13 protein-coding genes are annotated in these 12,568 nt (G+C 51.2%); 7 read left to right on the top strand and 6 right to left on the bottom strand.

Translation table 11 applies throughout. The features are described 5' to 3' along the window. The first annotated feature begins 37 nt into the window (after window positions 1–37). Window positions 38–952, top strand: coding sequence for a hypothetical protein (locus tag FJ146_13605; protein ID MBM4253003.1), 915 nt, complete (start codon window positions 38–40; stop codon window positions 950–952). Between the two features lie 191 nt (window positions 953–1,143). Beyond that, entirely contained in the window at window positions 1,144–1,884 is a 741-nt protein-coding gene (locus FJ146_13600) for a hypothetical protein (GenBank protein MBM4253002.1), read from the top strand. 17 nt (window positions 1,885–1,901) lie between these two features. Here the strand turns inward: FJ146_13600 and FJ146_13595 are convergent, their stop codons facing one another. Beyond that, window positions 1,902–2,360 carry a hypothetical protein gene (locus FJ146_13595; GenBank protein MBM4253001.1) on the bottom strand — a complete coding sequence of 153 codons (459 nt, stop codon included), beginning with the start codon at window positions 2,358–2,360 and terminating at the stop codon, window positions 1,902–1,904. A 79-nt stretch (window positions 2,361–2,439) separates the two neighbouring features. On the opposite strand from FJ146_13595, the gene FJ146_13590 reads away from it, so the two are divergent. From FJ146_13590 to FJ146_13570, 5 genes are all read left to right on the top strand, one after another. Next, a complete protein-coding gene (locus tag FJ146_13590; GenBank protein MBM4253000.1) occupies window positions 2,440–2,973 on the top strand; it encodes a hypothetical protein in 534 nt (177 codons plus the stop codon). Continuing rightward, window positions 2,940–3,497, top strand: a complete 558-nt coding sequence (locus tag FJ146_13585) for a hypothetical protein (GenBank protein MBM4252999.1) — start codon at window positions 2,940–2,942, stop codon at window positions 3,495–3,497. The genes FJ146_13590 and FJ146_13585 overlap by 34 nt, the downstream gene beginning before the upstream one ends. A 329-nt stretch (window positions 3,498–3,826) precedes the next feature. Beyond that, entirely contained in the window at window positions 3,827–4,027 is a 201-nt protein-coding gene (locus tag FJ146_13580) for a hypothetical protein (protein ID MBM4252998.1), read from the top strand. 46 nt (window positions 4,028–4,073) lie between these two features. Beyond that, on the top strand, window positions 4,074–4,430 hold the full coding sequence (locus FJ146_13575) for a hypothetical protein (protein ID MBM4252997.1): 357 nt from the start codon (window positions 4,074–4,076) through the stop codon (window positions 4,428–4,430). A gap of 14 nt (window positions 4,431–4,444) precedes the next feature. Further along, window positions 4,445–4,801, top strand: coding sequence for a hypothetical protein (locus tag FJ146_13570; GenBank protein ID MBM4252996.1), 357 nt, complete (start codon window positions 4,445–4,447; stop codon window positions 4,799–4,801). A 53-nt stretch (window positions 4,802–4,854) separates the two neighbouring features. On the opposite strand, the gene FJ146_13565 is transcribed toward FJ146_13570, so the two are convergent. From FJ146_13565 to FJ146_13545, 5 genes are all read right to left on the bottom strand, one after another. Beyond that, complete coding sequence (locus FJ146_13565; protein MBM4252995.1) at window positions 4,855–6,408, bottom strand: DUF1501 domain-containing protein; 1,554 nt, start codon at window positions 6,406–6,408, stop codon at window positions 4,855–4,857. A gap of 1 nt (window position 6,409) precedes the next feature. Continuing rightward, window positions 6,410–9,583: a DUF1585 domain-containing protein gene (locus tag FJ146_13560; GenBank protein MBM4252994.1), complete on the bottom strand. Its 3,174-nt coding sequence runs from the start codon at window positions 9,581–9,583 to the stop codon at window positions 6,410–6,412. A gap of 153 nt (window positions 9,584–9,736) precedes the next feature. Beyond that, window positions 9,737–10,837: a S1 family peptidase gene (locus FJ146_13555; GenBank protein MBM4252993.1), complete on the bottom strand. Its 1,101-nt coding sequence runs from the start codon at window positions 10,835–10,837 to the stop codon at window positions 9,737–9,739. A 625-nt stretch (window positions 10,838–11,462) separates the two neighbouring features. Next, on the bottom strand, window positions 11,463–12,146 hold the full coding sequence (locus tag FJ146_13550; GenBank protein ID MBM4252992.1) for a hypothetical protein: 684 nt from the start codon (window positions 12,144–12,146) through the stop codon (window positions 11,463–11,465). Window positions 12,147–12,188: 42 nt separating this feature from the next. After that, on the bottom strand, window positions 12,189–12,434 hold the full coding sequence (locus FJ146_13545) for a hypothetical protein (GenBank protein MBM4252991.1): 246 nt from the start codon (window positions 12,432–12,434) through the stop codon (window positions 12,189–12,191). Window positions 12,435–12,568 lie beyond the last annotated feature (134 nt).

Raw genomic sequence — 12,568 nt, 5'->3', positions numbered from 1 at the left:
AGTTGAGCCAGGATAACTGCCAGCTTCGGGGAGGTCAATGGTGGATACTGCGCCGCTCGTAGCGACTATGGGACGAGCTCTTCTTTACTTGTTCCTCGCTTCGGGTCTGACGGTCAGCGGTGTGTACGCCTCGATAGGAACATCATGGCCTGTGTGGTGCGTAGGACAGTTGATGCTGGCAGTCGCCTGCACGCAGTGGTTTTGCATCATGCACGAATGTGGCCACAAGACCTTTTCTGGCGGGCGAAGCTTCGACACTGTCGTCGGACACCTTGCCGGAGTCTTTTGTCTCATGCCGTTCGAAACTTGGAGGTTCGTCCATCATGGCCATCACCTTTGGACTGGATGGCGCGATCGTGATCCAACGACGCGCGGTATCCTACCCAGGCCGATCGGACGAACTGAACGGATGTTTTTCAATACCTGTTGGCGACTTTGGATTCCTGTGTTTGCCTTCGCATATCGAGCAACGATATTTTGGAATTTGAGGAAATTAATTCGCTACTACCCGAGACAGAAGCGAGCCTTTACCATAAATGTAGTCGCATTATTTATTATTTACACGATCGCAGCGCCATGGATGATTAAAATATTTAGCCTACCTTTGCTTCTTCACTTCGCGGTGATGGATCCGATTATGCTAAGCCAGCACAGCCACATTCCACAAAAACTTGCAGGTTCCGCAGCTGTTAAACCTATCGTAAAAGCGGAGCAAGGCGTCTATACGCGTTCGGTGCTTTTGCCACGCTTGCTATCGACCTGGGTATTTCTCGGATTCGATTTACACGGATTGCATCATGTGTACCCGTACACTCCAGGATACAGACTACATCGCTTGGATCAGGTTGCCGGAATAACAATGTCTTGGAGGCGCTGGATTAAAGAGGCCAAACGAGTTCCCGCAGATATCTTGATCTTTAAAAACTGGGATCAAACGAGAATTCGCATTTAAAGCCACTGCATCAAACCACCCAAAACTCTGATTTTATTCAAAAATCTATCCGCTCCCATGGACGCAATCTAAAGCCCGATTGATTGTTTATATCTTTATTTTTTATATTTTTAATAAAATAATGTTTACAATCATGATTTTTTTATTTATTAAATATTAAATAGACTGAGCCCTAATCGAGGTAAAACGCCATGATCCCTCGCTTAAAGACCATATCCGCGTTGACCGTCCTTGCAACCGTGCTCAGCTGTGGGTCGGTCGACAGCGCGACAACTAAGTCGTCGACTAGTGCTTTTAGTGGCGCTGGGTCGGGTCAGTCTGCCGGGATCGGTGGTCACTCCTGCGAGGAACAAGCAAGCTGGGGCAAGTGTTCCGAGTCATGGATGCACCCGGTCTGTAGCTACGCGTGTAGCGGCTCTAACGACCAATCAAATAACACATCGCATGACGCCCCGAGTTCCCAAGGTGCCTGGGTCGGTGGTCATTCGTGTGAGGAGCAAGCAAGCTGGGGCAAATGCTCCGAATCATGGATGCACCCAGTTTGCAGCTATGCCTGCGGTGGATCTGGTCTTGGATCAGGTCTGGTCTACTACTGGATACCGAGTGCGCCCCAACCAGAACAACCGCAGGTTGAGCAGCCGCAGCAGCCCCAGTATGCAGGGCAACCTCAGCCACCACTATACGGGACATCCACGCTTCCTTATCCCTATAACAACAACGGACTGATGATTCCGAATCTGAGTCCCTATGAATTGTTTTCAAACAATACGGGACTCCTGTATCCAAATGTTGGCGGCGGCAATTCGTTCCCGTATTCTAACTCCACCACAAATGGCGTCATGGGCACGGGTACCGGCCTCGTGACTCCGAATTGGAGTGGAAGCTATAGCTACTCCCCATACTGGAACGGTCAACGATCGCCGTGGAAATGATTAGGATCAGGGCGCTATCAACTCGCGGCCACTAAACCAAATGCGGCACCCTGTGGATCGTGACAGACGGCGATATCATGCCCTAAAGGCGAGGGGTAAATACCTACCACATCGCCTCCCAGGTGGCGCACCTGCGACGCTGCTGGTGCCAATTTGCTCACGCGAAAATAATTGAGCCAATGCGGATGACTGCAGAATGCATCCGACGACTCGGCACCGGTGATGCTCGACCCCACGAGTAAAGTTGTATGCTGGTCACAAAAGGCATACCAGCAGAAGGTGTGGCGCACGCCATTGACCGTGATGTTGAGTTGTTTACCATCTCCTCTCCTTCCCATAGGGCTCGGCAGTATAGTCTGAGCTCCGGTCGTCGTTTGGCCCATGATCACTGCAGTTATCGGTATGGTTACCGTATAAAGCGTGCCGGTATAAGTGACAGACTGAGCTGGCGGCACGGACGGGATGATGTAACACACACATGTCACCCGGCGACAGACAAGCTACTGAGGCTCATGTCCCTTCCCCATCCTCAAACCTCGTGATCAAACCTCAGGCATGTCAAATGCCGCTTCCCAATCATGCGCCTACCAAAGGCGACGCCCCGAGCTTACTCCCTGCTATCAAATAATTGCAGACCATTTAAACACATTCACCTGCGAGCGCGAAGCTGAGCAGCGGCCCTTACCCGATTATGTACTCAAAGAGTCCGAGGCTTATCTCAAATGCGGTATTCTGGCACACGAATTCATACGCCTTAAATGCACGACATGCTGTGACGAAAAGGTTGTCGCATTTAGTTGTAAAAAACGCGGTTTCTGCCCAAGCTGCTGTGCCAAACGCATGGCTGAGGCTGCCACTCATCTGAAACAAAATGTACTACCTCTCGTATCATATCGTCAATTCGTCGTGTCATTCCCAGTCCCGCTTCGTTACTGGCTGCACACGAATAAGCGCTTTGCGTCCGAGATCTTTGGTCTCGTTACCAAAGAGATTCACCGCTACTACCTGCATAAAGCTCATGATGCTGGCATCGTCGATGCAACGCCGGGGACTATCTGTTTCACTCAGCGTTGGGGGGGTCGGCGCTAAACTTAAAACCTCACCTCCACTTACTCTGCATCGATGGTGTTTATACGAGATATGGCGACGTCGCACGCTTTCGCAATTTGGAGTCCATTAGCGATGAAGAAGTCGAGAGTCTAGTTGACAGTATCGCTAATCGTGTCCGTAGTCGGTGCATCAAACGAGGCTACTTGGGTAAAGACGGCGACATAGTTCTAAACCCCGCACTCGATCCATTGTTTCAAGATCACGAATCTCTTTCCGCCGCATTAGCAGCCTCGATAAGCGGCAACATCGCCTTTGGTCCTAATGCCGGCAATTACGTCCGAAAGATCGGCGGTGGCTTCGGCTATGAGGGCGAAGTGCCGCTGGATAAAGGCAAGCGCTACTACTCAGTTAACGGCTTCTCAATCCACGCCAACACCGCTGTTAACGCACACGCACTGATTCCCCCACCGCGCAGTCATCTCGTACGGTGGGCCCCCTTTCTCCAGGTTATTTGCACCGAAATCTCCTTACCGGAAAGACATAACCCTCAGGTCGGAGATTAAGAAGGGATTCCAGTTTGGTGATGATGCAGCGGAGGGCAAGAAAAAGAGTGATTTCAAGAACTACACCTGGTCAAAGCGAGCAGGGTGAGTTCACGTTTGGGCCGGACGACTGGTCGAGGGAACACATGACATGATCGAGGGCTAAGCGAGGCATGTGCTGGATGACGAGCCGGAGTCCAGTTAGCTCATGGGCTGGGGTGCCCTATTGCCTCGATAGCTGATGCTAAAGGACATCGCGGAGAATGCTCGTAGTCACGGTGGCCACAGTGGCGCCTGGTACAGAGAAATCCTGCCATTTAGGCAGACTGTGGGTTGCGGAGGAGGGAAGGTTGGCCCGGGAAGCAAGCCCGGGTGCTGGGGCAATGGGGGTTGAATGTCCTACCATCCGCTCAACGGGCGAAGGCGCTTTGAAAGGCCAGCATGATGAAAAGGCGGCGGACGGACCAGCCGATTCTGAAATTCCAGGTGGGGTCGCAGGACCGAAGCATCCAGGCTCCGCACCGGGTGTAGATACTCTAAGCTCGCAGTGACGATCAGTAGAAGTGTTTGTAACCCGCCCCGACTCCGAGAGAGATTGTGCTGGTGGTCGATGTCACCGGGTCCATGGGGCCGGGCGCAGGTGATGGCTTCAACCACGATCCCATGCGCAACGGGTCGTGTGAGCGAATGGAAGCTGTTCGTCACGTTCTGGCAAAACGCGCGATTTACACTCAACTGCTGCATCGCTCTTTGCTGATCTGGAATCATCAACTCGCCGACCAATCGCTAATGTACTCTGTGCTGCCGAGGGCGAAACAGATTATGCTGCAACTTTATCAAGTGCAGGTAAGATCCTGGATAAATACGCAAGAACTCATGTACAGCGTGAAGTCTACTTTATCACCGACGGTTTACCTACGGTCAGAGACGGCATTCGTGAGGCAAGGGCTCTAAAAGACGATGGAGTCATGATTGCGCCCATCATGTTGATCGGAGACGAGACTATCCTGCGCGATCACATCGCTAGCCGTGATTCTTCGGGGCAGCCACTTTTCCGCAAAGTGGTCGAAGCTAATCAGTTGCCGCGAGCTCTAGCTGACCTTGCTGGCAGTAAGCTAGTGAACATGGACCTAAAATATCGGGCAAGTCGCGAGCAGAATTGGCAGTTCATAAACCTGTCGAGAAGACTGCAAGGTTACCGCTTTAGCTTGTCACCGCTACAGTTTGACATGATGGTCGGTAAAAGTCTGGAAGTTAAGCTTGAGACCCTAGATAGTCGTGGACGCAAGACCGAGGTCGCTGGAGTTCTGGTTGCAAGTCCATGAATTTGCGGATTACAGGCCGATTGCAACCTTGCTACTAAAACCCGATAAGACCCTTAGCTCGCCTTATGCCCAGGTTTGATTGCAGGTTTGACTGCATCCCATTCTGTCACCTGCTGCGCAGGAACATCCACGCCAAAGATGGCTAGCACAGTAGGAAGCACTGAAAATTGGCTAGTCATCTTGCCACTTGCGCTTGGAAGTCCCGACTGAGGGTCGATAGGAAGGGGTTGTAGGAAGGCTCCTACTCCGCCATATACGCCGTTTGGCCCGGTGCCACGGCCACCGATCACCTTACCGCCGTTGGCACCGTAACCAGCCATGATGACACTTGCAGTGTAGCCATGGTTGGTTCCCGGTCTAGTGGTAAATCTAGCATCGTTCACAGTCCTTGCAACTTGACGATCGAATTCGGACGTGTAAACGAGTAATGTTGAATTAAGAAGATCACCGGAGCCGTCAGGCGCGGGGGTGTTCTTAAGTTTTATGATCAGTGCTCTGAGGCAAACAAGCCCCGCAGTTGTTTCAATAAAATCCATGTCGTTTTGGTCGTGATAGTCTCCACCTGGGGCGGGTACGTCAACGACGGCTGCAAGATCACGAGTCACCAAAAAATCAGCTAGAGCAAACGGGAAGATCATTGCTTGTAGCTGGATACTGCGGTTTAGAAAATCCAGCATCCCCGTACCCGAGCTTGGCATCCCTGGGATTTTGGACAGTGCGTTGCGAATAGAGGGACTGGCTGAAGAGCTGAAGATAACCTCTGTCAGGTCGTCGACAACGGCTTTTTCGTAGCGCTTCATCGTCGCCAGAAACTCTGGACTCTGAGCAAAGTTTTTACCAGCAATTTGCTCGCTGGCATTGAATGCTATAGCGAATGTCTCACTGAAGAGCTGCTTACTACGTGGTAGCTTAAAAGCGTCAGTGCTACTTGCGAGTCCATTGATACTTTTTGAGATCGCTTTTCTGACGGCCTCGTTGGCAGAGGGATCATTCGGATCGGGTGAACCTATGAGCTTCCATGTTCCGCTGTTTGGTACGTTTAAAGGTACACCTGGGCCCTGATATAAGCCAATCTGTGAGTAAAAACCCGCTGAGTCTTCTGTACACTGTACGTAGTGGAGAGGTCTTGTATAGTCGGGTGCCTTGGCTAGAGCATCGGCAACAATAGTTGAGAAAGAGGCTGCATATCCCGATTGATGACCGTCTTGAATGATAAAGTTACCGACTGAGTGACTGCCTGGTACACCCAAGCCGCGCCATATCATGAGTTGGGCAAATTCAGCGGTGTTGTAGGCGCTCATGCCGGGACCAAGGACCGATCCACCGAAAGGAATCGCATGATTGTCGTTAAATCGCGGGGTAGCTACATCTCCGTGAAAGTTGCTGTTTATAGCCGCAGCTGATAAGCCAGCGGTATCACGCAGCACCATCGGGGTGATGTGCCACGAAGTATCCCAGCCACCACGGCACTGAATATTAATTAAGTAGCGGCTGCGTCTTGCTGGATCCGCGTGCCCTATCGACGAGAAGCCTAGGGGGGTTGTTGCAATGGCTAGTCCAGCGGTGCCGAACTGGATAAATTGACGCCGACTCGGCTTGGTAGTCATATCAATTGCTCCTCTGATAGATCGGTGACGTCATGAGCTCGGACACCATTCCGTCATAATTGTACTGTAATTTGGTACTAAACGATTTTGCCACAGTATCAATCAGACGATTGTCGTCACCTTCAGGCTCGCGGCCGAAAATATTCTTGAATGCTGTTTTTACAGTACACCGCGCAAATTGCTTAGAATCAGCAAGCACCCTGGCCACCTCGGCAATGCCTGTTACTTTTTTGCCAAATAAGGCACCGGTGCCTTGTTCGTAGCCGGTACGGACACCGTAGGTTCCACCCCTGTTATTGAGTATCCCAGCGAACTTCATCTCACCGGTGCTGGATCGATTTACATCTTCGGCAAAGTCTGCGCTCAGCGCTGAAGCCAGCGGATCCATCACAATGTGACAGCCATAGCAACCCGCCTTGGGATCGAGATGCTTCACACTATCGCGCTCGTAGGTAGGGATGAAATTTCTATGCAAACGTCTCGCGTTGGCGTCCAAATCGGGCAAGAACTCACTTGGTAGTCCACAAAGCAGCCTTTGGATCATCCTGGCGGCGATACTACGGGGCTTGCCACCTCCGACTGATACTGGTCCCAAGAAGGCAGCTTGGGTGAGTACGCCCGACATCTGTTTTGGCGGGATCGAACCTCGCTGAAACTCAGTTGCTAAGTAAGTTTTATCGGCACCTGTGATATTCGGTAGTAGTTCTTTACTTTCGGATTTAAACAGATATCTAATCGGAATAGGCCTAAAAGTATTTGCCGCGATCAGGTGCAACGAGGACGCTTGCGGACGCACATTATTCATATAGACTGGTAGGTTATAGGCCTGATTGCGGTATAGAAGTTCGAGTTCCGTACGCCCGATAGTGTACGGAGCTGTCAAAATCAAGCGATAATCTTTGTTTTTTGAAAGAATATCATCAAGGAGATTCATGGGTTCGTTAGCAACGTCTTCGACTAAACGGCCGATTGCTTTGTCTTCCAAACTAGTTCCGTTTGCACTGTAGAAATCGGCCGCATTGACTGCTAAGTCGTTTAGGTCATCTCCGGGGACGCCGCGCGGGTAAGCAACATCTTCGCTGTAACCGCTCGACCCTACGGTGAGGATTTCAGCTGCATTGGGCTTACCGCAACGGAAACTGTCGAGCACTGGTGGCGTTGCTAAAGAATCACGCAGATCTGGTCCGAATTCTGGTCGCACACCACCACTTCCGGCATTCCAGTTCGCGATCCTGCCTGTTGGGAAATTAGCGGCCGATGCTGGACGGTAGTAACATGTTGCAGGAAAACGCGAGACGGTGTTGCAGACTTTGACCTCTTCGTTACTCCACCATAATTTGACGGTGCTGTAACCATTTTGCTCACCGCTAGGCGAAAATCTACGTACGCGGCGAGGGCGATCCTTTGGACTGAGGTATTTACTGTCGAAATGGTCTAACGGTGTGTCTTTGAGGTTGCCAGAAACATAATTGCTCAATCCGTCCTCTGATAGTCTCATTTCAACGACGTCGTCCACTGAAGTGGTTCGTTTTGAGTCATCGGCCAGTGTTATCGACCCCGGGGTCTTGACCCATTGACCGCTACTCTTATCCCAGCCACCAATGGTTTCCCATGCGCTACTCTCAGGGTTGAATTGCTGCCACAAGATGCGCGTTGTGCGAGGATCGAACTCTTGTTCCTTACCTCGTGCACACAGCTCTGAAAATGTATGCACCCTTGTGTTAGCCCTTCGTAGTAACTCCATCGCTCGCACCGGGGCAGCGAAACCGCTTGAATCGCTCGGTAGTTCCTCATAGGCCCAGCTACCCACCACGGATCCACCACTGATACCCCCGAAAGGAGTGCGCACCGCAGGTTTCATAGCTAGGACACCAAGATTGATAAAGCCACGTAGCCCAAACCAATCTCGGTGCCAGTCCTTGACGGAATCAGCATATCCAGTGGTCGTGTTTTGTAGTTTAGCAACGTAGAACTTCAGATAGGCGCCTTTATCTAGAGCTGCATGATAGTCTTCGTAGTCGCTCATGGTTGGTAGTCTTCTGCCCACCTCAAGTGCCATGCGGCGAATCTGATCAGTTTCGCCGGCGTTGCCAAAGAGGAATTGAGGTGCCATCAGCGCTGCGACGCACACTGCTTTCTTGGCCGCTTTATTGTCGGCACCAACAGCGACAGCTTCACGGTAGAGATCAGCTAAAAGTTTGGTTTCGGTAGAATCGACTTTGTAAGGATAAAGCCATGCATTTCTAGCGGCGGCAAGTGCGATCTTATCAGCTACATCGTTGGGAGCTGTTTCCCCAGCTAGTAGTAGGTTGCTATCCAGTTTAAAGAGCGTGCTTTTATCGTCGGTATCATCGACGTAGTAACGACAGAGTGCGTTTGCTTTGCCGCGCATAACGATCTCAACCACTGTACTAAACTGGCGAGATGGATGTGCTACTGCTCGGTTTATTGATCGCGCTGCAAACTGGTCAAAAGTGCTTGCACTGATAATCGCCGCAGATGCCTGAGGAAAAAGTGCTTGCAGACGCATCGTGATTGCTTCGCCAGATAGACGGCTTAGGTTTGTTGGGACCGACTCGAGGGTGCACGCGACGTCAGAGGCCGCCCAAGTCTTGAGTGTTCCAAAGTCAACCGAGCCAGGTTCCAATACCATGCCACCCGCGTGGCGATCGTCTTTATTGGCGACCATTAGGAGTAGCTTACTGTTGTCGACGTTCTCCGTATCCAACATTTTTTTAAGCAGCTCAACGTTCACGGCTGCCTCGGCAGTAGAGGGATTTGGGCCTTTCAGCGTTAAACTACCAGCGCCGCTGCCACCAGCCCTATGGCAGGCTAGGCACTTGCCGTCAAGTATAGGGGTGACGTTAGTCTTGAACTGATCACCTGATGTTTTACAGGACACAGCTTGGCTATCCGCACCACCTGGAGCTCCAGGCACCGGACCAGGATCTGGGCTGTGCTGGATGCCCCCATTAATGGCTGCTCGGCGGTTAACGCTCTTGGCGCTTCCGGCTGTGAGCCCACCGCAGCTTGCTAAGATGACGCTCAAAACGGCGATTATGCAGAGGTCGAACATAGACTTTGGGTACAGCCGGGGCCCCATATACACTCCCAGAATTCTAGGGGTGAGATCTTTTGTAACCTCTACAGCGGGGAGACTTTCCCCCGACCACATTGGTATCGGTGGGGCTTCGTCTCAACTTTAGTGCTATTTTGTTTAGCAAGCTAAGTTGCCAGATTTTAACAATAAATTTGGCGATGTGGAGGGCGCTTTGCTGCCCTCCGATTCTACCTCGATTTTGTACCAGAGCTCGATTTTTTTATGTTTTTACCTGGCTGCTGGCGCGCAAGATTTGCTGCTCGACGCATTCCAGCCATAACCATCATACTTGCTTGCGTCGGCGTAGCTACAACCAGGACTCCCATATGGCAAGACTGCTGTCGATGGCGCACTGGTAGATGTCGATTGTGGACTATTGATTGTATTTGTATACAGATTAGCATTGTCACAATCTGCACTGGAATCGTCGTCAATCAAAGTTGATAGAGGGTTGCCGTGACTCTCAAACTGACATTTCATCCAGCCTTGAAAGAGATTAACCATCACGTAACTGCCCTGACCAACGTCGGCAGCAACATTTTCTAAACCCTCACTCCAGCCATGGGTTGCACCAATCAGCTTAAGGATACCATTTGAATCTAGGTAGGCAGGACCTCCGGAGTCACCACTTGCAGCGCCCTTGCCGGTATAAGTTTTGATGCCGAGCTTTCTAACTTTTTTGTCCAAGGACTCGACTTCCGTCCGGACCTGACGAAGCACTGGCTCTAGATTAACTTCTCCCTCTTTAGTCGCACCGTAGCCCGCTAGGAGCAGGGGAGTGCCTACTTGAACTTCATCGGGGCTGGCTAGGCTTACCGGGATCATTCCGTCGGGTAGTTTGCCTTCTATCGAAAATACGCCAATGTCGTTGGGCAAAGTCGCTGGTGTGATGGTTTTGGCGTCTTTGAGCCACTTCTTGTGATAGGAGACGTTAGTCACTTTGATGGATTCAATGGCTTTTCTGGGAGCAGATCCCCAACCAATTTTCCAGATCTTCGCCTCTGGCGTTAGGGTAGCACAGTGAGCGGCTGTGACGATATGATTCGGTCCAATGAGTGTACCTGTGCATTGAACTAGATTGGTGCCCTTAAGATTTTTACCCTCGAATTTAATATCCTGATCGATGGTTACCATGAGGGCCACAGTCGAGGCTAACGACCGCTTGTCTTCGGCCGATTCGACAGCTTCACCGCCGACAATTTTGACTATACTTCCCCTTGGTCTTGATGCGCCGCATGCCACTGTTAAGGCGATGGCAGAATAGCTCAGCAAGCGGCATGTGTTGGCGTTTCTAAACAGTGATAACGGGGTAGTTGCAAGGATCTTCACTGGACATACTCCTTTGTCTCTTTAGGCCAAACCGAAGGTCATCCATTGGCTCAGTGAATTCTTAGTTCGAGTTTAGCCCTGCAAACCAAGTGCCACGCACTCAGGTCTGCTGGTCTCTGATTTTCTTGGTAAATATCAGGGGCGATACGCTGGGAAAATGGCTACGACATTTACACTCGCTGATGGTTTCTGACTAGAGAGTTATCTGATCTGCTAGAAATTTGATATCATGAGGATTTTGCGTAATATTTGATTGGCTCTCAAGTTAATCGCTTTAAAAGCACGATTGTGCGACCTAAATAGCCAGGGAGCACTATGATGAGTACATTTGCGCTCAAAAAAATGCGTCTATTCAGGGTGTTGCCGATCAGTTTATGAAGAGTGTGTCTACTTACGAGGAACTACTGGAGATAGACGCCAGCATACCGAAGAGACCGATTCCAAGCCATGTTTGGGAGACCCTTGCCGGGATCGGTGGTCACTCTTGTGGAGAGCAAGCAAGCTGGGGCAAATGCTCCGAATCATGGATGCACCCGGTTTGCAGCTATGCCTGCGGTGGATCTGGTCATGGATCATACTGGAACGGTCAACGATCGCCGTGGAAATGATTAGGATTAGGGCGCTATCAACTCGCGGCCACTAAACCAAATGCGGCACCCTGTGGATCGTGACAGACGGCGATATCATGCCCTAAAGGCGAGGGGTAAATACCTACCACATCGCCTCCCAGGTGGCGCACCTGCGACGCTGCTGGTGCCAATTTGCTCACGCGAAAATAATAGAGCCAATGCGGATGACTGCCGGGAAAATCTTTAATGTCGACAACCATACCGGTGGCCACCTGACTCTTATTCCCACCGATAAGATGGAACGTAAATCCTGTTTGGGAACGCGCCGACGAGACCACCTGCCAGTCAAAAATCTTACAATAATCCTGCACCAACTGGACAGCATCTGGGACAAGTAGTTGAAAGAATCCGACCTCATTGGCATCAAGCCGAGCCCTGTTCGCGGTCACCCCTATCACGGCGCCGCCGGGTCCTTTAAGGGTAACATCTTGAATACCAGATTTAGAGCTGCTGGATGGGCCGATGATAAACGCTCCGCACTGGAGTAATTCCTGAGTGGCGCGTTCCACGTCGTCGACGCCTACGAACCCCACCCAATGCGCAGGTGCCCCAAGTGCTGCGGCTCTGGCGCTCAGTGCGACGATGCTGCTGGTGCCCCGCCCAAGCAGAGCTTCATAAAAGGTTTTAGCCGCCGACACATCGGTAGTCCTCAGTTCCAAGCGCGTAAAGCCAAGAGTCATTTGAATACCTCTGTCCACTGCTGGATTTCGAGCGATTGAGAGCTACCGATCGTTAAGACCTTTGCCGGCAAGAATACGAGGCTTTAGCTTAGCTATGCGCGCCTTTCGCGTCGCGGCTTGCTTTGCGCCCGAAATATGCAAGACGTAAGCGCGCTGGCGGCCGGGTGTCAGCGCTTTGAACGCAGCTTCTAGCCGAGCGCTCTTACGGAAGGCCTCCCTCAATTCATCGGGTAAAGTTGTAGGGCGTTTTTTAATCTTTAAAGCTGTACCGGATAATTCGATCTCTATGGCTTCTTTATTAACAGGTGCAAAAGTATGCGGTCATGATGTATGATCCCTGTCATGGCGCTCGACGGTCGACAACTTAGTCATGAAGCGCTCGAAGCTATTCGCATTCGAGCCGTGAAGGCTGTTCAATCCGG

It is taken from the genome of Deltaproteobacteria bacterium (genome assembly GCA_016874735.1).
Lineage (GTDB): Bacteria > Bdellovibrionota_B > Oligoflexia > Oligoflexales > CAIYRB01 > CAIYRB01.
The sequence above is the reverse complement of the archived record's forward strand: the minus strand, read 5'-3'. Positions and strand labels throughout refer to the sequence as shown.